Annotated in this window: 20 protein-coding genes; 14 read left to right on the forward strand and 6 right to left on the reverse strand. The window is 50.6% G+C overall.

Annotated features, from left to right (window positions below):
* The coding region (locus tag ACQY6F_RS03875; protein WP_428772329.1) for an FAD-binding oxidoreductase at positions 1-305 on the reverse strand (305 nt) is incomplete at its 3' end.
* A 204-nt stretch (positions 306-509) separates the two neighbouring features.
* Here ACQY6F_RS03875 and ACQY6F_RS03880 point away from each other — a divergent pair.
* The 9 genes from ACQY6F_RS03880 to ACQY6F_RS03920 all read left to right on the forward strand — a co-directional run bounded on the left by ACQY6F_RS03880 (position 510) and on the right by ACQY6F_RS03920 (position 9,286).
* Positions 510-1,193, forward strand: coding sequence for a DUF3334 family protein (locus ACQY6F_RS03880; RefSeq protein ID WP_428772330.1), 684 nt, complete (start codon positions 510-512; stop codon positions 1,191-1,193).
* Between the two features lie 139 nt (positions 1,194-1,332).
* Complete coding sequence (locus tag ACQY6F_RS03885) at positions 1,333-2,016, forward strand: DUF2786 domain-containing protein (protein WP_428772332.1); 684 nt, start codon at positions 1,333-1,335, stop codon at positions 2,014-2,016.
* A 151-nt stretch (positions 2,017-2,167) separates the two neighbouring features.
* On the forward strand, positions 2,168-2,839 hold the full coding sequence (locus ACQY6F_RS03890; RefSeq protein WP_428772333.1) for an OmpA family protein: 672 nt from the start codon (positions 2,168-2,170) through the stop codon (positions 2,837-2,839).
* Positions 2,840-2,912: 73 nt separating this feature from the next.
* Positions 2,913-3,950, forward strand: coding sequence for a hypothetical protein (locus tag ACQY6F_RS03895; protein ID WP_428772334.1), 1,038 nt, complete (start codon positions 2,913-2,915; stop codon positions 3,948-3,950).
* A 213-nt stretch (positions 3,951-4,163) separates the two neighbouring features.
* The gene (locus ACQY6F_RS03900) at positions 4,164-4,346 is read left to right on the forward strand and encodes a hypothetical protein (protein WP_428772336.1); all 183 of its coding nucleotides are present in this window, start codon (positions 4,164-4,166) and stop codon (positions 4,344-4,346) included.
* 408 nt (positions 4,347-4,754) lie between these two features.
* Positions 4,755-5,144: a SulA-like leucine-rich domain-containing protein gene (locus ACQY6F_RS03905; protein ID WP_428772337.1), complete on the forward strand. Its 390-nt coding sequence runs from the start codon at positions 4,755-4,757 to the stop codon at positions 5,142-5,144.
* A gap of 200 nt (positions 5,145-5,344) precedes the next feature.
* Entirely contained in the window at positions 5,345-6,451 is a 1,107-nt protein-coding gene (locus ACQY6F_RS03910) for a phosphoribosylaminoimidazolesuccinocarboxamide synthase (RefSeq protein ID WP_428772339.1), read from the forward strand.
* Positions 6,452-6,669: 218 nt separating this feature from the next.
* On the forward strand, positions 6,670-8,559 hold the full coding sequence (locus ACQY6F_RS03915; RefSeq protein ID WP_428772448.1) for a putative nucleotidyltransferase substrate binding domain-containing protein: 1,890 nt from the start codon (positions 6,670-6,672) through the stop codon (positions 8,557-8,559).
* A gap of 7 nt (positions 8,560-8,566) precedes the next feature.
* Positions 8,567-9,286, forward strand: a complete 720-nt coding sequence (locus tag ACQY6F_RS03920) for a 3'-5' exonuclease (RefSeq protein WP_428772341.1) — start codon at positions 8,567-8,569, stop codon at positions 9,284-9,286.
* A 67-nt stretch (positions 9,287-9,353) separates the two neighbouring features.
* Here ACQY6F_RS03920 and pheT read toward each other — a convergent pair whose 3' ends face one another.
* Positions 9,354-11,741: a phenylalanine--tRNA ligase subunit beta gene (pheT, locus tag ACQY6F_RS03925; RefSeq protein ID WP_428772342.1), complete on the reverse strand. Its 2,388-nt coding sequence runs from the start codon at positions 11,739-11,741 to the stop codon at positions 9,354-9,356.
* An 18-nt stretch (positions 11,742-11,759) separates the two neighbouring features.
* Positions 11,760-12,743 (reverse strand): phenylalanine--tRNA ligase subunit alpha, encoded by a 984-nt coding sequence (gene pheS / locus ACQY6F_RS03930; RefSeq protein ID WP_428772344.1) that lies wholly within the window; start codon positions 12,741-12,743, stop codon positions 11,760-11,762.
* A 290-nt stretch (positions 12,744-13,033) separates the two neighbouring features.
* Between pheS and ACQY6F_RS03935 the strand changes: the two genes are divergently transcribed.
* Positions 13,034-13,516: a GNAT family N-acetyltransferase gene (locus tag ACQY6F_RS03935; protein WP_428772346.1), complete on the forward strand. Its 483-nt coding sequence runs from the start codon at positions 13,034-13,036 to the stop codon at positions 13,514-13,516.
* 42 nt (positions 13,517-13,558) lie between these two features.
* On the opposite strand, the gene ACQY6F_RS03940 is transcribed toward ACQY6F_RS03935, so the two are convergent.
* Positions 13,559-14,089 carry an exonuclease domain-containing protein gene (locus ACQY6F_RS03940; protein WP_428772348.1) on the reverse strand — a complete coding sequence of 177 codons (531 nt, stop codon included), beginning with the start codon at positions 14,087-14,089 and terminating at the stop codon, positions 13,559-13,561.
* 362 nt (positions 14,090-14,451) lie between these two features.
* Here ACQY6F_RS03940 and ACQY6F_RS03945 point away from each other — a divergent pair, with 362 nt between their 5' ends.
* The 3 genes from ACQY6F_RS03945 (at position 14,452) to ACQY6F_RS03955 (ending at position 19,906) form a co-directional block, all read left to right on the forward strand.
* A complete protein-coding gene (locus ACQY6F_RS03945) occupies positions 14,452-15,084 on the forward strand; it encodes a DUF2760 domain-containing protein (protein WP_428772350.1) in 633 nt (210 codons plus the stop codon).
* Positions 15,084-16,994 (forward strand): Hsp70 family protein, encoded by a 1,911-nt coding sequence (locus ACQY6F_RS03950; protein ID WP_428772351.1) that lies wholly within the window; start codon positions 15,084-15,086, stop codon positions 16,992-16,994. The genes ACQY6F_RS03945 and ACQY6F_RS03950 overlap by 1 nt, the downstream gene beginning before the upstream one ends.
* 95 nt (positions 16,995-17,089) lie before the next feature.
* On the forward strand, positions 17,090-19,906 hold the full coding sequence (locus tag ACQY6F_RS03955; protein WP_428772352.1) for an Hsp70 family protein: 2,817 nt from the start codon (positions 17,090-17,092) through the stop codon (positions 19,904-19,906).
* A 138-nt stretch (positions 19,907-20,044) separates the two neighbouring features.
* Here ACQY6F_RS03955 and ACQY6F_RS03960 read toward each other — a convergent pair whose 3' ends face one another.
* Complete coding sequence (locus ACQY6F_RS03960; protein WP_428772354.1) at positions 20,045-20,455, reverse strand: glycine zipper family protein; 411 nt, start codon at positions 20,453-20,455, stop codon at positions 20,045-20,047.
* Between the two features lie 238 nt (positions 20,456-20,693).
* Between ACQY6F_RS03960 and ACQY6F_RS03965 the strand changes: the two genes are divergently transcribed.
* Positions 20,694-21,380 carry a DNA-3-methyladenine glycosylase I gene (locus ACQY6F_RS03965; RefSeq protein ID WP_428772449.1) on the forward strand — a complete coding sequence of 229 codons (687 nt, stop codon included), beginning with the start codon at positions 20,694-20,696 and terminating at the stop codon, positions 21,378-21,380.
* A 57-nt stretch (positions 21,381-21,437) separates the two neighbouring features.
* Here the strand turns inward: ACQY6F_RS03965 and ACQY6F_RS03970 are convergent, their stop codons facing one another.
* On the reverse strand, positions 21,438-22,067 hold the full coding sequence (locus tag ACQY6F_RS03970) for a hypothetical protein (RefSeq protein ID WP_428772355.1): 630 nt from the start codon (positions 22,065-22,067) through the stop codon (positions 21,438-21,440).
* Positions 22,068-22,100 lie beyond the last annotated feature (33 nt).

A 22,100-nucleotide genomic window follows, 5' to 3' on the forward strand; every position in this document is an offset into this window, starting at 1 on the left:
TCCACCACAATCCCCTTGGTCAGAGACTGACCGTTGGTGCCGGTACCACCGCCTCGCGGAGAAAAATTGACCCGCTCGTACTGCTCCTGATTGGCAACTTTACCGATCAGCGCCACATCCTGAGTCGATTTAGGATGTACGACCGCCTGGGGTAACTGCTGATAAACACTGTTGTCTGTCGCGACCGCCAGACGGCTGGAATACTGAGTTTCGATATCGCCAGTAAAACCGGCCTGTTGCAGCTCTTTTAAGTAACTGACAACCAAAGGGTCAACATTAGAGTTGGATTGTAGTCTTGGTAACATTGCTTCCTGCCCCTATCGCGCTGATCCGCTCAGCTCTGGGAAATAAATACTAATCTTTTGAATTTCGTCACTTTACAACATTTAAAAAGGTGATCAAATCAGAATCTGAATGCCAAAATGAAACTTATGCTTTCTTTTCTACGTTTTCTCGCCTGAATGATCGCACACACCATTAAGCAACATAGTCGTTAAATGAGAACCATAATGAAGAAAAACAAAATCATCACCACGGAAGACATTCTACTAAAACTTTGCCAGTCAGTATCTAAAGTCCTCAGCTCCGCCACTAATTCTCACATCAGTTACTCGGCAATGGTGCAAAAAATTACCAAAACCAGCCTGAAACCCGATTTTGGCTGTTTTGTCCTGTTCGACGGCGGCTTCTCTGGTTTGGTTGTGATCAATTTTACCTCAAAAGCGGCACTGGAACTGTACACCACCTATATGAGGAATATGGGTATGCCAGAGGACGAACTGGCAGTACTGCACACTTCAGATGAAGTGGGAGACGTGCTCGGTGAGTTGATGAACCAGCTGGTTGGCGACTTCACCAATAAAGTCCGTAAAGAGTTGCAGACCAATATCACCCAGAACCAGCCTAAAATGCTGGCGCTGAACAAACAGGTGATTCTGTCGGTCGATACCAACCTGGATCGGCCGCAAGCACGCAGGGTGACCTTCTCCACCGAGAGCAACAATATTTTTTACCTGGAGCTGGCGATGGATAAAACCGAGTTTATCCAGCTGGAAGAATTTGAGATCGATGAGGACGAATGTCCTGATACCATTCTGGCGCAGACGCAACAGAAAATGGCCAGTCAATCTACTGCCAGCCGCGTAACTGACGCCGATCTTGCCAACGACCTGCTGGACGAACTTGGCATCTAATCTTCCCCTATCCCATCCAATTTATCCTGACCCGTCACAGGCGGGTCAGACAATTGACTATTAATATTTCGTTTTCAGCGAATTCACGTTAAAATGGCCGACTTTATTTAGTTACCGTCATTAGTAGTAGTTGTTGTCGATGGATAAGCAAAAAGCCCTGAAAAAAATTGCCAAGTGCCTGGAGTTAGGTAACTCCGCCAACGTCAATGAAGCCGCCAATGCCATCAAGATGGCCCACCGGCTGATGTTAAAATATGGCCTGGATAAAGATGATATTGAATTTATCAAAATGGGCAAAACTCAGTCCGAACATCTGCTACCTGCCAATATCAGCTCAACCTTGCTGCGTGTGATCCGTGGTATCAACACTAAATTCGGTGTCGAAGCAGTCCTGCTTAATCACAAAGGGCTTAAACGGGTCGAATTCATCGGTGAAGCCGACCGCGCCATCTTCGCTGCATTCGCTTTCGACATCATTTATCGGGAGATGAACGGTCAGACCGGTCAGTTCCGCAACAGCTTTGCCGGTAGCGGCACGTCCAGTGCAGAAGTGAACCGTCGGGTCAACTCTTTCCTGTCTGGCTGGGTGGAAGGCGCTTTGGAAAAACTGCCTGTCATTACCCCGGATGAAGAGTCTGCCAACAAAATTAATAACTACATCGATAAAGAATTCAAAAACATCGACAGAGAAACCTTTAAGCAGCAATTACGTGAGGCGATGAAAAATCTCACCCAAGACTATGAGGTTGGTTTGAAAAAAGGCCGAAAAATCTCTGTAAATCGTCCAGTCGCTGGGGCACAGGCCCCGAAGCTCTTAAAATAGCACCAGGCTTTCATAGGCCGGCCAAACTCAGCGTCGGTCAAATTTGGTCGAGTTAAGCAAACATTGCGTCAATTTATAGTTTTAACATTGACATAACCGCTTGGTTAGCGTTTATTGCGACCTGAAAAAACAATTACATGGAGAAAAGATTGTGAAAAAAATCACTCTTGCTGCCACTATTGCTGCCCTGGTTCTGACCGGCTGCCAGGCAACTCAACGTCAAAGTGCTACTACTGGTGAAACTGAAACCAACGATGCGACCAAAGGTGCCCTGATGGGTGCATTGGCTGGCGCTGCTGTTGGCTTAGCCACCGGTGATAATGCGACTGAACGCCGTCAACACGCCCTGATTGGTGCTGCCGGTGGTGCAGCCGTCGGTGGTGGTATTGGCTACTACTTCGACCAACAGGAAGCGGCACTTCGCAAAGAATTACTCGACTCAGGCGTTCAAGTGCAACGTGTGGGCGAAAACCAGCTGCTACTGCGGATGGAAAACGGCATTGGTTTTGCCACCAACTCTTACCAACTGGATCCTAGCATCCATAATACCTTACGTGGCGTTGCCCGTATCCTGGTTGAATACCCAGATACCAGCCTGGTAATCGATGGTCATACTGACAGCACTGGCGGTGATACCACCAACCAGATTCTGTCTGAGCGTCGTGCAGAATCCGTACGCGGTTATCTGGTATCTCAAGGTGTTGCGTCAGGACGTGCTATTGCACGCGGTAATGGCGAGCGTTACCCTCTGTGCAGCAATGACACCTCTTCAGGACGGGCATGTAACCGCCGGGTAGAAATCAAGATCCTACCGCTGAAATAAACCCAACAGGCTTAGTGTTTAATGCAGACACTAAGCCTTTTTTATCATTTCCCGGCCATCGAGAAAATCGACCGTGAAAATCTGTTTGCTAGCGCTGCTGTTCACCACATCCGTTACAGCTGCCACCTCTGTGGACGATCTGATTGGTCAAGCCAAACAAGGTGATGCTGAGGCACAATACCATTTAGGCGAACTATATCTTAGCGGCGATCAGGTAGACCGTTCACCTGAAGAAGCGCTCTATTGGCTAAAGCAAGCGGCCCGGCAAGGAAACCGTGCAGCAACCTTCACCCTCGCTGACCAGCTGCTCAATGGTAAAGATATTGAGCACAATTCAACCCAGGCAATGTACTGGCTCACCTCTCTTGCCGTAAAAGATGACACCGACGCTCAGCTTAAGCTTGGCCAGTTACTGGAAACACGTGCGACTTCGCCATCGCCAACAGAGTTAGCCAAGATTTGGTACCAGTTGGCGGCGGATAAAAGTACTCATGCAGAACAAGCATATGCAAGGCTGTTGGAACAACAATTCAATCAGCAGCGTGCCAAGCAAGTTGCCAATATCACTGAGCAGGAATCGACGCTGCTCAGCAACACTTCCACGCTATCCGCTCTGTCCGACAGCGAGTCCAATAGCAATACCAGCCTGCTGGCCATGACTGCTGGCCTGGTTTTGGCTCTGATGACTATTTTGACACTCTACCTGAGACAACGTCGAATCAGTGAACGATTGCTTAAAACGGCTGACCGTGACGTAACCGCAACCCAACAACAGCTGAACGAACAACAACGGCTGATCGCCCAGCAAAAGCGGCAATTAGAACTGCTTTACCGTCAACTGAAAAAACGCCAGTCTGCGAGTCAGCAGCCGGGTAAGTCAGCGGCCTCCGGCCCTGACGACCCAGCTCAGCCAGTGCCAGCCGTAACTAAGCAGGACCTTGCCTGTGCCATGTTGGGTTATAAACCGTCTGATCTGCCAGATAAAAAACAGATCAAACAGCGCTACAAGCAACTGTGCAAGATTTACCACCCGGATGTAAAAGGCAGCGATGAAGAAATGAAGCGTTTGAACGCGGCAGTCAAACTTGTTCTTGCGCAGGTTCGCCGCTAAATAGAAGCGGTTTTTGCCAGCTGACACGTCTGGTTAATAAATGGTTACATTTCTGGTGATAGTTTCATCAATTTAAGTGTCAGCCCCCTATTTTAAAGGGCATGCAATCGATCTCTTTCTCAAACTTAGTAACATAGAATTAACTTTGCTGTCCGAACTGTGTCATAATTGACTGTGACAATTGTCAACGTTAATCATAGTGAGGAGAACGTAATGTTTACGATTGAAGGTGTATGTGACTGGTGTAAAAAGCCAAGCCTTCTCACTAAGCACGATTATATTGACGGCAAATCCAACTACTCTTGTAAAGAGTGTTATGAATTAGCCACTCTCGATGTACGTCAGTTCAACATTGCAGAGTTGCAGCAAAGGCAAAGAGACAATCTGCATCAATAAAAACCTGCTCTACTGAGAACCGAGCGCCACCATACAGGTTGGCGCTTTTTGTTTTCTGTCGCTTAATATCTGCTAATGAGTTCCTCCCATGCTTCATACCATTAATAGGCACTAACAAGATGCTAAATCCCCTCTTAACTATTGCACCATCCTGCTTAGCCTGTCGCCATATCACTTAAAACTACTGTATACAGTGTTGATCTAATTCGATTCGCTCGCTTGACCTCTCATTTGGCGCTTAAATTTCCACCGCCACTCTATAATCTATGCCATTGATTTATAAATCATTATTTTCCAATGATGATTCATCTCACTCAGATAGGGCAAAAAACCAACAAAAAACTCTTGATCAGCAAGCGGAAACAAACTACTGTATATACACACAGCATGTATAAAGGAACAGTAACCATGATTCAAGCTCAGCCACGCACTTATTCCAAATACAATGTACTGGCCCGTGCAACTCAGCCGATGGCTGTGGATCACGGTGTTCTCAGCCAACTGGCCAGCCTGTCAATGCAAAACCAGTGGATCCTGTTTACCGCAGAGTGCCCACGTCCTCATTACGACCAGCTGGCTGCTGTCGATATCTGCTGTAATAAAATCATTCAAATGAAACCGTCCCACGCCCTGTCTGAATTTGAAATCGTGGTAAAAGCGATTCGTAGCGGAAATGCCAGTGCTATCGTTGCCTCAACGGCAATCAGTACTGTTGATCAGGCGCTACTGGTGGATTTAGGCTCACAATATCAGTGTCAGGTATTCTTCGTTGAAGGCAGAGCAACTCAGTATCATTAACAAGTTCAGCGAATTCCAACTGTCTTTCTGCCTCCCTTTGGGAGGCTTTTTTATCCCGGCAACAGAAAATCAAGCAAACGTTTGCTTTTTCGCTAGCGACAGAAAATAGTTCTGGTATTATGCCCGTCATATTCGCTATTCCGCCTTAGTGATCAACTGGAATAGTGCTGTATCACGTTGGATAACATAGGAATGTCTTCATGAGCCTTGCTGATCAAGTTCTCGCCGTCAACGACGATCTCCCCATTCGTACCCATCAAGCTGTCCATAGCGGTAAAGTACGTTCGGTATACTGGTTAACCGAACAGGACAGCAAACGCCTGATTGAAGAAAAAGGCTATGATGTTGCCTCGGATGCACCATTGGCCATCATGGTGATCAGCGATCGTATCTCTGCATTTGACTGCATCTGGCACGGCGAAGGTGACTTGAAAGGAGTTCCGGGTAAAGGCGCCGCGCTGAACGCGATTTCCAACCATTGGTTTGACCTGTTTAAACAGGCGGGTCTGGCAGACAGCCATATCCTGGACATTCCACACCCATTTGTCTGGATCGTACAAAAAGCCAAACCGATTAAAATCGAGGCTATCTGTCGCAAATACATTACTGGCTCTATGTGGCGCGCTTACGAAAAAGGTGAACGCGAATTCTGTGGCATTGAAATGCCGGAAGGTCTGGAAAAAGATAAGCTGTTGCCAGAATTGTTAGTCACGCCGTCAACTAAAGGCATTTTAAAAGGCATTCCCGGCGTACCGGAAGCCGACGACGTTAACATTACCCGCGAAAACATCGAGCAAAATTTCGCTGCGTTTAACTTTAGTTCTCGCGACGATATCGATCAGTATGAAAAACTGCTAAAGCAAGGCTTCAATGTCATCAGTGACGCGCTGGCCGCGGTTGGACAAATATTTGTCGATACTAAATTTGAGTTTGGCTATGTTAATGATGCTGCTGGCAACGAGAAATTGATTTATATGGATGAAGTGGGCACACCAGATTCTTCTCGCATCTGGGATGCACAGCAATACCAGGCGGGCAAGATTGTCGAAAACTCAAAAGAAGGGTTTCGTCAGTTCCTGCTGAACTACTTCCCGGATCCCGATATTCTGCTCAACAAAGAGCGGATGCCTGAGCGTGAAGCTCTGGCTCGCGACAATGCCCTGCCGCTGGACGCGTTAATGGACGTCTCGAAAACCTACGTCGGTATCGCGGAGAAAATTACCGGCAAACCAATCGAACTGAGTGACAACCCGAAACAGGAAATCATTCAGATTCTGCGTGACCAGTACGATTTGATTGAAGACTAATTACGCTTTAGTAAGCTACAGCGCGATTGCAACGAATGCCGGCTAATGCCGGCATTTTTTGTACTGTTTTTTAATGAGATTGCCCACTGGCAAACCGCGCCAGCTCCCACCAATTAAATCAACAGGATAAGTCCTGACCATCTGTTCCTGAATTCTAAAGTCGTTTGATGTAGTATGCTTGTAACAGCAAGCCATACAAAGCAGCCAATATGATGACGATGGAAGCCGAGCTACTAGAGATCCAAACATTTCTCGCCCAGTATCCCCCTTTTGATGACCTGCCCGATGAGGTATTGGAGCATGTCACTCGCAATGTCGAAATTTCCTATTACCGTCAGGATACCCCCGTTATCCATTTCGGAGACCATATCCACGACCTCTACGTGGTGCGCAGTGGTGTGGTCGAAGTGTATCGACGTAAAGGAGAACTGTATAACCGTCTCGATCAGGGTGACGTGTTTGGCCAAATGGGATTACTGACCAATAATAAAGTCCGCTTCCCGGTTAAGGCGATTGAAGACACCCTGCTCTACTGTATTCCGGAAGAGATTTTTCAACAGTTATATGAGCAACATGAATCATTTGCCGATTTTGTTGAAGTGGAAGACAGCGCCCGTCTCAGGCACGCAGTATCAAGTAGCCAGCAGGAAAATGACCTGACTACTTCCAAAGTCAGAACGCTAATCCAGCGTGATGTTCCGGTGGCTCACAAAACCGATACCATTCAGGAAGTCGCCATTAAAATGGCCAATGAAAATGTCTCTTCATTACTGATAATCGACCCGGATATCCAGGACGACGACGAAGACGAACACAGCTCGCTACTGGGCATCATTACCGACCGCGATCTCTGTACCCGCGTACTAGCAGAAGGGCGGGATCCGCAAGACTGCGTCGATACCGTGATGACTTCCGAAGTGATTTCCCTCGACCACAATGCCTATGTGTTCGAAGCTATGCTACAGATGTTGCGTTATAACGTTCATCACTTGCCGGTCCTCAAAGACAGGCGGCCGATCGGCATCATAGAAGCCACCGATATTGTCCGCTACGAATCACAAAACTCCCTGTTGCTGGTCAGTAGTATCTTCCAGCAACAGTCCGTAGAAGACCTGGCGTTGCTGTCTGAACAAGTCAAAGACAGTTTTGTCCGGTTGGTAAATGAAGATGCGAACTCTCACATGGTCGGCAGCGCCATGTCAGTTATCGGCCGAAGCTTTAAACAACGTATTATCGAACTTGCAGAAGCACAGCTCGGCTTACCTCCCATCCCATACTGTTTTCTCGCACTCGGCTCAATGGGACGCGATGAGCAGTTGCTGGTAACAGACCAGGATAACGCCATCATTCTTGATGACAGCTACGACGCTGAAAAGCATGACGGCTATTTTGCCCAGCTGTCGCAAATTGTCTGTGATGGCCTGGATAAATGTGGTTACAGTTATTGTACCGGCGATATCATGGCCACCAACCCTATCTGGCGCATGACCCGCCAAGAGTGGGAAGCCTGCTTTGCCGACTGGATCGATGACCCCAATCCAAAGGCGCTGCTGAATGCATCGATTTTCTTTGATCTCGACGGAGTCTACGGCCGCTTGAAGTGGGCCGAGCAACTGAACGGCTTTATCGTCCGACGCGCCAGACGCAACAACCGCTTCCTGGCTTGCCTGGCACGCAACGCTCTCAACCGCACCCCACCACTGGGTTTCTTTAAGAATTTTGTGATGGAGAAAGACGGACAGCACAATAACTCCATCAACCTCAAACGACGAGGTACCGCCCCGCTGGCTGATTTGATCCGGGTTCACGCTCTGGCAGTGGGCTCACGCTCGCGGAACTCATTTGAACGTCTGGACGATATCATTGACGCCGGTATTCTCCCCAGAGGCAAAGCTCAGGATTTGAAAGACGCCTTAGAATTTATCTCAATGGTGCGGATACGTCATCAGGCGTATGACGTAGAAAACAATATCGATCCTGACAACAATATTGAGCCGGAACACCTGTCGGATTTTGAACGTCGCAACCTGAAAGACGCATTTCAGATCTTAAGTAACGCGCAGAATTTTCTGAAATTCCGCTACCAGGCCAGCAAGAAATTCAGTTGAGGCAAATATGTTAAAGAAAATTGTTCAGCCGCCTAAAATTGACTGGCCCAGAAAATTTGCCCAGCTGGAGAAAATAAGTCGCCACCCGGCATTAAAACAGTTTTACCAAGCCGGACTGCCCGAACCGTCAACGCCGCTGGAAGAAGTCAGGTTTCTGGCGATCGATTTCGAAACTACCGGGCTTAATTCGAATAAGGACGACATTATTACCATAGGTCTGGTGCCGTTTAACTTGAATCGGATTTATCTCAATCAGGCGAAACACTGGACAGTAAGACCACAACAGAATCTGGCAGAAGAATCGGTCGTGATTCACGGCATCACTCATAGTGCGGTAATGGACGCGCCGGATCTCACGGAAACTTTTCCGGAGATCCTGGCACAGATGGCCGGTACGATTCCGGTAGTTCACTACCGCCGCATTGAGCGCGAGTTTTTTGACCGGGCGCTCAGGAACCGAATACAGGAAGGTATTGAGTTTCCGGTTGTCGACACTATGGCGATAGAGACTCAGCTACAGCACAAGGTAGCTGGTGGACTGTGGAACCGAATCAAAGGCCGGAAACCCGAATCGGTACGGTTGGGACGAACGCGTACCCGCTATGGTCTGCCTCCGTACACGCCCCACCACGCGCTCACCGATGCGATTGCGACAGCTGAACTGTTGCAGGCTCAGGTGCGCCACAATTTCGACAGTAAAGATACTATCGACCAGTTGTGGTTGTAGCCCTTAGCCTTAACAAAAGCGAAAAAAAACCCGCCTGACTGGCGGGTTTTACATTTGTTATCAAGCGTTAGTCACGCAGGCTAGCGCCAAACTTGTCAGCCACATGGGCAACAATCGCATCGACACTGGCTGCGATTTCCGCTTCTTCCAGAGTACGTTCGACTGACTGCAACGTCAGGGCGATTGCCAGGCTTTTATGCCCTTCCTCGACACCTTTGCCGACGTAGACATCAAACAGCTTGGCATCTTTAACGAATTCGCCACCAGTTTCCAGACAGGCGTCAACCACATCGCCAGAAGCAATAGAGTCTTTCACCACCAGCGCGATATCACGACGGTTCGAAGGAAACTTAGACAGTGCTACCGCTTCTGGAATGATGCGAGCATTGATAGCCGACCATTCGATTTCGAATACGATAGTACGGCCGTTCAGACCGAATTTGCGCTCAAGCTCAGGGTGGACAGTACCGATAACACCGATTTCCTTACCATCGACAACGATAGCGGCCGACTGACCAGGGTGTAGCGCTGGATGTTTGGCGGCAGTGAAGCTGTAAGCTTTATCTTGCGCCGTCAGTTCCAGAATCGCTTCCAAATCCCCTTTCAGGTCAAAGAAGTCAACCGTGTTGGTTTCAATATCCCAGTGCTCTTCACTGCGGCTACCGGCAATAACACCTGCCAGCATCGGCTCCTGACGCATGCCATTTTCCGCACTTTCACACGGAATGAAACGCAGGCCGTACTCAAACAGACGCACGCGTGGTTGCTGACGCTTCTGGTTGTGCACAACCGTGTTCAGCAGCCCCTGGATCAGACCCAGACGCATGGCCGACATATCCGCTGAAATCGGGTTCGGCAGTACCAGCGGCTCTACGCCAGGTACAGTCAGTTTTTGCTGTTCTGGTTCAACAAAGCTGTAGGTAATCGCTTCATGGTAACCACGGTCAACCAGCAGGTCGCGAACGCGTTTCAGAGGCAGATTCGCTTCAACGTGATCGTGCATCTTCAGCGCCGCTGCCGGGTGCTGGTTCGGGATATTGTCGTAACCGTAGATACGGCCGATTTCCTCGATCAGGTCTTGCTCGATAGCGATATCAAAACGCCAGGTCGGCGCAGTCGCAACCCAACCGTCGGTGGTGGTTTCTACTGCCATGCCCAGGCGAGTCAGGATCTCGACCACGTCTGCGTCCGCAATTGAATGACCCAGCAGGCTATCCAGTTTGCTACGGCGCAGGCTAACCACATTTGCCGTCGGCAGTTCGGCCTCAGCTTCTACCGCCACAACCGGAGCCACTTCACCGCCACAGATCTCTACCAGTAACTGAGTGGCGCGTTCCATAGCGCTGGTTTGCAGGGCGTAGTCCACACCGCGCTCAAAACGCATAGACGAATCGGTGTGCAAGCCGTAGCTGCGTGCGCGTCCACGGATATGATCCGGTGCGAAGAAGGCACATTCCAGCAATACATCTTGGGTTTCACCGGTGACACCAGAGTCTTCACCGCCAAAAATACCGGCAATCGCCAGCGCTTTGTTATGGTCGGCAACAACCAGGGTGTCTGAATTCAGTTCCGCTTCGGTGCCGTCAAGCAGCGTCAGTTTTTCGCCCTGCTCAGCCATACGGACTACGATACCGCCGTCGATCTTCGCCAGATCAAACGCGTGCATTGGCTGGCCTTGCTCAAGCAATACATAGTTGGTGATGTCGACAACCGGGTCGATGGAACGGATGCCACAGCGACGTAATTTTTCCTGCATCCACAGCGGCGTTTCCGCTTTCACGTTGACATTTTTCACCACGCGACCCAGGTAGCGAGGACACGCTGCCGGTGCTTTCACTTCAATCGATACTGTGTCATCGATAGCCGGGGCAACCGCAGTAACCGTTGGTTCAGTTACATCAGCGCGGTTCAGTACACCGACTTCACGCGCCAGGCCGCGAATGCTGAAACAGTCAGCGCGGTTTGCCGTCAGGTCAACGTCGACCGTCACGTCGTTAAGGCCCAGGAAGTCACGGAAATCAGTACCGATTACCGCGTCTTGTGCCAACTCCATGATACCGTCAGATTCAACGTCGATACCCAGTTCGGTGAATGAACAAAGCATGCCGTGAGAAGGCTGACCACGCAGTTTGGCTTTCTTAATTTTAAAATCACCAGGCAGGACTGCGCCGACAGTCGCAACCGCAACTTTCAGTCCCTGGCGACAGTTTGGCGCACCACAGACGATGTCCAGTAGTTCTTCTTCGCCAACGTCCACTTTAGTTACGCGCAGTTTGTCCGCATCCGGGTGCTGACCGCACTCCACCACGTGACCAACTTTGACGCCGCTAAAAGTGCCGGCAACAGCCAGGACGTCATCGACTTCCAGGCCAGCCATAGTAATTTGATGTGTCAGTTCGTCAGTAGATACCGCAGGGTTTACCCACTCACGAAGCCATGATTCGCTGAATTTCATAGTGTTAAAACCTCTGGATTACTTGAACTGTTTCAGGAAACGAAGATCGTTTTCAAAGAATGCACGCAGGTCGTTTACGCCGTAGCGCAGCATCGTCAGACGCTCGATACCCATACCAAACGCGAAACCAGAGTATTTTTCAGGGTCGATGCCCACTGCGCGCAGTACGTTCGGATGCACCATACCGCAACCCAGGATTTCCAGCCATTTGCCGTTTTTACCTTTCACGTCAACTTCAGCAGAAGGTTCTGTGAATGGGAAGTAAGACGGACGGAAACGGATTTCCACTTCTTCTTCAAAGAAGTTAGTCAGGAAATCATGCAAAATGCCTTTCAGCTGAGCAAAGTTGACGTTTTCATCTACCAGCATACCTTCCACCTGGTGGAACATTGGCGTATGCGTCTGGTCGTAGTCGTTACGGTAAACGCGGCCAGGTGCGATGAAACGGAACGGCGGCTTGCCATTTTCCATGGTACGAATCTGAACACCTGAAGTATGGGTACGCAGCATCAGATCAGGATTAAAGAAGAAAGTATCGTGATCAGTCCGAGCCGGGTGATCCTCGGCAATATTCAGCGCATCGAAGTTGTGGAAGGCATCTTCGATTTCAGGGCCAGACTCAACGTTAAAGCCCAGCTCACCGAAGAATTTCTCGATTCGCTCAACGGTACGGGTAACCGGGTGCAAACCACCGTTCTCAATGCGACGACCCGGCAGGGTTACGTCGATGGTCTCAGCGGCCAGTTTCGCTTCCAGCTCGGCACGCTGCAGCGCATCTTTGCGTGCGGCGATAGCTTGCTGAACAGCACCTTTTGCTTTGTTGATCTCCTGACCAGCAGTACGGCGCTCTTCCGGTGGCAGTTTACCCAGGCTTTGAAGCTGAGCAGTCAGCTCACCTTTTTTACCCAGATACTGAACACGCACTTCATCAAGTGCGACAAGCGACTGCGCGGCATCGATAGCAGCGGTCGCGTTAGCAATGATCTCTTCTAGATGTTGCATTGTTTCCTCATCTACCCTCTGGTAGTGTCCATCAGGTGTTCCACTTGGGAATTTTCGGTACTTTCAAATAGCTGTACATAGTAACGAATGCGGCTATTAAAGCCAAATTGAAATCTCGCTTCAGCGGCAAATTCGCCTGAATTTCAGCAAGGTTTTCCGCCATTCGGCACGAATAACGACTTGAGATTGTCATAATTGGTGTTTTTGCATAGTGAAGTGTCGTGAAATCTGCTATTGATTAGCCATTCAAATAGCATCGTCTGCGCGCTTTTCTCACCACAGAGGCAATAATGAGCATAGAAATCAGAGCAATTGAAGCTGAATTTGACCCAGCAATCAGTGAAATAATCAAAGCCGTGGGCGCTGAGTTCGGAGCGGTCGGTGAAGGATTTGGTCCGGGAGACCCGGAAGTGGATGCCATGAGCCGCCACTATGGTGTTGAAAACCGTTCGCTTTACCTAGTGGCACTGCTTGACGGCCGCATCGTCGGTGGATGTGGGCTGGCCCCTTTCGCTGGTGATGCCGAACTTTGTGAGCTGAAAAAACTGTTTCTGCTACCGGAGAGCCGCGGGTTGGGAATTGGCCGCCAACTGACCGAGCGCTGCCTGGAGTTTGCCCGTCAACATGGCTATCGGCGCTGCTATCTGGATACCTTAAAAAGCATGACCGCTGCGATTCAACTGTATGAACGTGCCGGATTCGAGCACCTAAGCGCCCCTCTGGACGGCACCATCCATAACCGTTGTGATGTCTGGATGCTCAAACAACTCTGAAGTGATACTGTTAAAAACCCAACAAGTACCCCATCAGCGATATTACAGCATCGTCAGAGCCAACTTGGCCAGGTTATAGGCGTCGACAAATCCGGAATGTTGCCGCCCTTCCCATTCGATCTGTTTGGCTTCCTGAGCGGCCCGGTGGCCAATCCGTTTGTCTTTCAAGCGGTTTTGAATCCGGTACAGGGTCGCCAGGTTAATGAATTCACAAAACGGCGCATCAATGCCTTTTTCCGCACACTCGCTCTGCAGTATCAGGTCATCACGCCCCCAACTGGCGTAAATTTTGTTGGTACCACCAAAGTTTTTCACCATGGATTTGACCACTTCAGCCAGCGGCCGGCCCTGCTTATCGATCGTGCGCTGGGAGATTCCGGTCAGTTCAGTACAGAACGGCGATACTGAATCGCGCTCGGGTTTGACATAGTATTGAGCGCGTTTGACGATCTGCCCTTTGACCAGATCGATTTCTGCCAGGCCAACTTCGATGATTTCGCCCGTAGTGCCAATGCCATCTTGATTCCAACAGCACATTTCCAGATCAAAACAGACTATCCGGTTATGATTCATGGTTCCCCTTTCAGACCAGAATTTGCCAACTCGATTGACGTTCGAATGATAAAGCGCGCCATTCTACCGGACAATAGCGAAAAACTCGACTCAGCAGGAGGAAAAAAGCCTCTCACGACCGCCCGATTTGGCAGTTTTAGCCAACCTGGTCGAGACTGTCTATTGTATTACCATGACAGGCTGCCTCTTTTGTGTTCACCGTGGTGAAAATACCACCACTAAGCGACGAGTTAAGCGGCCAAAAGTACGATTGTCACTATGTTCTGACTTGAATATGTTACCATTCGGCCCAATTTAGCGCCTATTCAGATAAAGATGCGACATACGTCGCCAATAAAAGTCATCTATCAAGAGAATTCATTATGAACTTCGATTTACAAATGATCCCTCAAACTTTCGATATGCTGCACGCCGGTCTGGCCGCCACTTCAGTCGCACTACTGGTGGTTGCTGCGCTGCGTAAACCTAAAACGGTGGAAAAACTGGTAGAGAAACCGGTCGAAAAAATCGTTGAGGTAGAAAAGCCGGTAGAAAAAATTGTCGAAGTGGAAAAAGTCGTCGAAGTGGAGAAAGTGGTCGAGAAGGTGGTAGAAGTCGAATCGAATCTCGCTACTGCCTCAACTGACTCGGCACTGCAGTTGCTTTCTATTCTGCAGCAAGAGGCCCGTCTGGTCGATTTCCTACAGGAAGACCTCACCCACTTTTCTGACGATGAGGTCGGTGCTGCCGCTCGTGTAATCCACTCTGGCGGTCAAAAAGTACTGGGCGAATACCTGACACTGCAGCCGATCCGGTCCGAAGACGAAGAGAGCCGCATTACTATCGAAGACGGCTTTAACGCCCAACAGATTCGCCTGACCGGTAATGTCATGGGCAGTGCCCCCTACTCGGGCACTCTGATTCATAAAGGCTGGCAAGCCACAGACATCAGACTGCCAAAACTGGCCAAGAATTATGACGCCTCTATCATCGCTCCAGCAGAGGTAGAACTGTAATGACCCAACTTCCGCAAAACGGTTTGCCATACAGCATTGGTATTGACCTGGGAACCACCCACTGCGTGTTGTCCTACCTGGATAATCAGGCAGACAACCCACAGGTGCAGGTGCTGGCCATACCGCAACTGACTGCGCCGGGCACGGTAGAAAACAAACCGCAGTTGGGGTCGTTCCTGTATCAGCCACACGAACACGAACTGAATCCGGCTGCACGCGTGCTGCCCTGGAGCAGCGAACCTAAAGCGCTGGTGGGAGCGATTGCCCGTCATCTTGGCGCGAAAACCCCGATTCGCCTGGTCGCCAGTGCCAAATCCTGGCTTTGCCACGGTGGTCTGAACCGTCGCGATGCTTTTCTGCCGGCAGGCAGTCCGGACGAGGTGGCAAAAGTGTCTCCTCTTGGTGCGACGGAACTGTACCTCGATCATTTACAGTCCGCTTGGAACCACGTTCATCCAGGCCATCCGATGGCAGAGCAGGAAGTGATCATCACCGTACCGGCCTCGTTTGATCCGTCGGCGCGTGATCTTACCGCCGAAGCCGCGCGCAATATCGGTTTGCAAAACCTGACGCTGCTGGAAGAGCCGCAAGCGGCGCTGTATCACTGGATTGATAGCCGCGGCGATAGCTGGCGGGATCAGGTCGAAGTCGGCGACATCGTCCTGGTAGTCGATATCGGCGGCGGTACCACCGACTTATCCCTGGTCGAAGTGACCGAGCAACAAGGTAACCTGAACCTGAACCGGGTCGCCGTTGGTGAACATATTCTGCTTGGTGGCGACAACATGGATCTGGCGCTGGCGTTCAGACTGAAAGTGAAACTCGCCGAGCAGGGTAAAGATCTGCAGCCCTGGCAAATTCAGGCGATCACCCATGCCTGTCGTGATGCCAAAGAAGCGCTGTTAAATGATCCTGAGCTGCAATCAATACCGATAGTGGTCCCGAGCCGCGGCTCAAAACTGCTGGGTGCAACACTGAAAACCGAACTGACGCAACAAGAGGTGCAACAGACACTGGTCGATGGCTTCTTCCCTGCGATCAGCATCAGTGAACATCCACAGCAGAAACCGCGCGGCGCACTGACTCAAATGGGTCTGCCTTATGCACAGGATGCCGGGATCACGCGTCACATTGCAGCATTTCTGGCCAAGCAAGCCAATGCCACTGGTGCCGGAACCGCTGAGCAGTCGGCGCAATTTGACCCGTTTGCCAATATGCCTGGAATGCCTGGCATGTCTGCCGAGCCCAGCAGTCATGACTTTATTAAGCCCACGGCAATCCTGTTCAACGGCGGCGTACTGAAATCTGACCTGCTGGCGTCACGTCTGCTGGATACAATTAACAGCTGGCTGGCTGACAGCGGCTCAGCCTCGGTGAAACAGCTGCAAGGCGGCGATCTGGATCTCGCTGTCGCTCGCGGTGCGGCCTACTACGGCGCCGTACGCCGGGGCGAAGGCGTTCGAATTCGCGGTGGTATCGCTTCCGCGTATTACGTGGGCATCGAAAGTGCCATGCCGGCCATTCCAGGTATGGCTCCGCCGCTGGAAGCGGTGTGTGTGGCACCGTTTGGAATGGAAGAAGGCTCCAGCGCACAGGTTCCCAATCAGCAGTTTGGTTTGGTGATCGGACAGCCGGTCCATTTTCAGTTTTTCGGTTCCACCGTCCGGCGTGACGATCTGGCGGGTACTCATCTCGACCACTGGCAAGAAGACGAACTGGAACAACTGCCAGAGATTCAGGTGACTCTACCGGTGGCTGATGGACGACAACAGGGAGAAGTGGTTCCAGTCAGCCTGGCATCAAGAGTGACCGAGCTGGGCACCCTGTATCTGGAAGCGATCGCCAGCGATAACGGTCAGAAATGGCACGTGGAATTTGATGTTCGCGACGACAGCCGCGACAGCCACTAATCCGAGCATAATAACGGCCCCTACGGGCCGTTTTTTATGTAAATCATCCTGATACGGCTCTCTAAGCCACCCTACAGATTTATGAGGCAACCACTATGTCGACGTCATCCGGACGCTATCTGGTCGGTATCGATTTAGGCACCACCAATACCGTTATTGCCTACTGTGAAAACGGGTCACCGCTGGCCCAGCAGCCTGTGCATATATTTGAAATCGATCAGCTTATCGGCCCCGGCGAAGTCGTGCGCCGGCCAATGTTACCGTCATTCCGTTACCACCCGGCCAAAAACCAGTTTAGCCAGGAGGATTTGACTCTGCCCTGGCAACACCAACCGGTTGCCGGAGATATTGAACAGCTGATCATCGGTGCCTGGGCACGTGATTTAGGCGCCAAAGTGGCCGGGCGTCAGGTATCGAGCGCGAAAAGCTGGTTATCGCATCCCGGTGTCGACCGACAGTCTGAAATTCTTCCCTGGGTGAGTTCAGATGAAGTAGAAAAAGTCTCTCCGGTGGTTGCCAGTGCCAGCTATCTCAATCATATCCGGCAGGCTTGGAACCACCGTCACCCAGGCGATAAACTGGAGCAGCAACAGCTGGTGGTTACCGTTCCCGCTTCCTTTGACGAAGCGGCGCGCAACCTGACACTGCAAGCGGCACAACTCGCCGGCCTTGATAATATCATGCTGCTGGAAGAGCCTCAGGCAGTCTGTTACGACTGGTATGGACGTTATCATGACCAGGCTGATGACATGCTGCACAGCCTGCCGCTGATTTTAGTGTGTGATGTCGGCGGCGGTACCACCGACCTTAGCCTGATCTCAGCCCAGTATCAGCAACAACAGCTGCAACTGAATCGCATCGGGGTCGGTGATCACCTGATGCTTGGCGGCGATAACCTGGATCTGGCATTGGCCCACCTGGCCGAACAGAGATTTAGTCAAAGCAAAAAACTCAATGCCGCCAATTTATCCAAGCTGATTCAGCAAACCCGCCAGGCCAAAGAGCGTTTGTTGTCCCGCCAGGCTCCGGAAGAGATCAAAGTGACCATGCTGGGCAGCGGCTCTAAATTGCTCGGTGGTACCCGCAGTGTTGCGTTAAGTCGTCAGGAAGTACTGCAGATTGCTCTGGAGGGCTTCTTTCCCCTTACCTCTTATCAGGAGTTGCCCGACAAACGCCGTGGTGCTGTAGTGGAGTTTGGCCTGCCGTACGTCGCCGACCCTGCAGTCAGTAAGCATATCGCCGAGTTTTTGCATCAGCATACGATTGCCAGCCAGCAGGCTTTGGGGCAAACAGATAACAGTCCGGCATCGCTTCCGGTGGCGGTGCTGCTTAACGGCGGCGTATTTAACAGCGACCTGGTCACCGAGCGACTGACCGAGCTGTTAAGCGCCTGGCGCGGCCAGCCGGTGACCCTGCTTGATAACCCCCACCCGGATCTCTCGGTAGCTTACGGCGCGGTCGCCTATGCCAAGGCCAGAATGGGGGCGCAGCTTAAAATTGGTGGCGGCGCGGCTCGGTCTTACTTTCTGCACCTGCCAGAAAAATCATCGCCGGGTAAAGCGCTCTGTTTACTGGCCAAAGGGACCGAAGAAGGACAAGAAATTCGGCTCAGTGGCCGACGTTTTGCTCTGACCTTGGGGGAACCGGTGCGCTTTAATCTGCTCACCACTCCACACGATACGGTCGGACAAAACCAGAGCGTACAAAATGGGCTGATGGTCGAGGCAACGTCGGAGCATTTTCACCCCCTCCCACCGTATATCAGTACCTTAGATAGCGAAGGTGCGGTACTGCAGGCCAACCAAAAGGAGCGCGTTGAGGTTCAGTTAGCCTGTCAACTGACTGAGCTCGGTACGTTGAAGCTGGAATGTGTCAGTAGCGATGACGACCAGCGCCGCTGGCAACTTGAGTTTGAACTGCGCCGTGGCGGTACGGAATCCGACGATACGGCTGAAGCAGCGACGAATCTGCAACCCTGCCTGGAACTGGTTAACCGCCTTTACAGCGGTAACAAGAACAGTGTCCAGGGCAATGAAATCAAAACCCTGGCGAAAACACTAGAAAAACGGCTCGGCAAACGCGACCAATGGACGTTTGCCACCTTGAGGCCGCTGTTCGATACGCTGTCTCAGGGCCGAAAACGTCGCCGGCGCAGTGAAGCGCATGAGAAAAACTGGTTTCGCCTGGCCGGATACAGTCTGCGGCCAGGTTTTGGTGACGCCACCGATCAGTGGCGTATTGATCAGATCTGGCCGTTGTATCAGCAAGGGATTCAGTTTAAGAACCCACAAGGCTGGACCGATTGGTGGGTATTCTGGCGCCGGCTGGCTGGCGGACTCAACCAGGAGCAGCAGGAAACCATTCTGGCTGATATCGCCAAGTACCTGCACCCCGGCGCGATGAAAAATCCCAAATCGGCTAAAGCCGCCCAGGATATGGGTTACGATTCGATGGTCCGGCTGGCCGCGTCACTGGAACACCTGGAGCTGGAAGACAAAGCCCTGCTGGCTAGTTGGTTTTTAAACAAAGCCTGTCACACCCAGCAGTTTGAGCAGGCTCACTGGTGGGCTCTGGGACGTCTGGCTTCGCGGACCATGCTGTATGGCAGTCAGCATAAGGTTCTCCCCAGAGAGCAGATAGAACAGTGGCTACCAAAATTACTGGACAAAAACTGGCTCAAACAGCCGGATGCTGCTTTTGCCGCAGTGATGATGGCGAGGAAAACCGGCGACCGCCTGTATGATATCAATCCGGATCTGCGCCAGCAGATCGTCGACAAACTGATCAAGTGTAAAGCGCCTCAGTCCTGGTTAACACTGATGAATGAAGTCAGTGAATTATCCGCCACAGAGTCGAAGAAAGTCTATGGCGATGCATTGCCTGCCGGCTTACAACTGATTCGTCACACATAAAAAAACCGGGCATATGTGCCCGGAAAATGCCAGCTTAGGAGACTCACCCCGTAAAAGGGGTGAGTTATTGTTATCTCTGAAGGATATTTGATTGGGGATGATGCTTTGCCTTTCAGACTCTGATTTAACCGCGAAGGTTTACCAGTCATCCAGCTCATCTTCTACTTCCGATATGATGATCTCATCTTCGATCTCTCTGGCAATAATCTCATCTTCAATCTCACCCGCGATGATTTCATCTTCTATTTCACGACTGATGACTTCATCCTCAATCTCACGGGCAATAATTTCGTCTTCGATTTCACCACGCCAGGCTTCACGTTCTATCTCATCGCGAATCGCGCGATCACACTCAACATCCTGATAGGCGCCGTCAACCACGCCGACAGCGGCACCAATCGCAGCGCCCGTTGAAGCGTTGCCAGCAATTGCACCTGCTACACCACCGATCACAGCTCCTTCAACAGCATCTGTGATGGTATTGCCTTCTTCACAGACGGCAAAAACTGAAGAGGACACCAGGCTAAGTAATAGCAAATATTTTTTCATAATATTTCTCAGTGAGGGAAGTTCTGAGCCAAGCTTAGCGAGCCTGATAAAATACCGCGAATCAATATCTATGCGTAAAACGAATGGTTTATCCAGAAGTTTGACTTTGGCAGGTTTCGGCTGACGCAACCATCACTTTGCTCAAATAAAGCTGATTTTCCCGCTTAGTTTTTCGTCGCAGTTTGCTACTATTGTTAGCTAAGATTCAGACAGATAAATTCGTTTGACCAAGGAAGAAATGGTGGAAAAATTCGATCAGATATATCAGCGTGCGGCCCAGCGTAAAGGGGGAGAAAACCAGTTAGAGCAACTGTTATCTCAGCCGCTTACACAACAACAAATCGCATCGATCCCTGAAGATCGCTGGTTGGCGGAAATGACCATGAAAATATTCCAGAGTGGTATATCCTGGCAACTGGTCAGAGACAAATGGCCCAACTTTGAGCAGCTGTTTTTCCAGTTCAGAATTGATCCGTTACTGATGCTCTCGGTGGAAGATTGGGAACAGAAAGCCAGCGACCGCTCAATCATTCGTCATCTGGCTAAAGTGATGTCGATCCCCGCCAATGCACAAATGATCTATCAAGCACGCGCAGAACACGGCTCTTTCGGTAACATGGTTGCCAACTGGCCAGCCGAGCAAATCACAGATTTGTGGCAGTACCTCAAGAATCACGGCAATCGACTCGGTGGCAACACCGGCCCTTATGCCCTACGACACCTGGGAGTGGATACCTTTATTTTGTCCGGTGATGTGGAAGCTTACTTACGGCAGCAAAAAATTATCGAAGGCGGTAAGCAGACCAAGCGCAGTCTGAATGCTGCAACAGCAGCGTTTTGCCAATGGCAGCAGGAGTCTGGTCGTTCATTTACCGAAATCAGTCCGACTATTGCTTTCAGCACCGGGGATAACCGCGTCAATTAACTGCAATCCGCCAGCTGCAAGCTAACCTCGGAAAGCGGCTATTTACTTTGTCGCTATTCAAGATGTCTGCAAGTGCTTAATAAAATGGTTGGGGTCGGCTTGACTGGGGGTAAAGCCGACTGTCTGTAAGTAGTGGCGGTGGCTTGGGTCTGATGACCAGGCATGCAAAGTGTGAATACCGCGGTTTTGCATTACTTCCGGGTGGCGCTCAAAGCAGTATCGACCAATTTTAAAATCCCGATATTCCTGAGTAACGTAGTCAAGGATCACCTCCATGACGCCCTCTTGGGCCATCTTACCCACTAACACACCGGCAAGGCTATTGTTGCGCAATATATAAAATGCCGTATCGGCTTCCGCCAGTTGTTGTTCGGTAGCCTGCTTAGCAATGTCCTGGCGGTTGGTTGCGATAAAATGTTGATAGTATTCAGACCCCAGCGTGGCTGGAATCAGCTTGAACTCTTCTTTAGTACTAAGGATTTTATTGAGGTAGTAAACGTTAATCCCGGCGATACCAAGATTCATCAGCATGGTCGGATAAGAATTGATTAGCCAGGCAAAGGCCGCAAACAACAGACAGCCGATAAAGTTAATCACTCTCAGCTTTACAATTGACGACATGGTCAGCGAGATCAGCACCACCAATGACGCCAGGTAACCAAACCACTCTACCCAGTTGATTTCCATTCGGTTATCCCTCTGTTTTCATTAAATAATGAA

The sequence above is a fragment of the Vibrio sp. genome, assembly GCF_050299255.1.
Classification (GTDB): domain Bacteria; phylum Pseudomonadota; class Gammaproteobacteria; order Enterobacterales; family Vibrionaceae; genus Vibrio.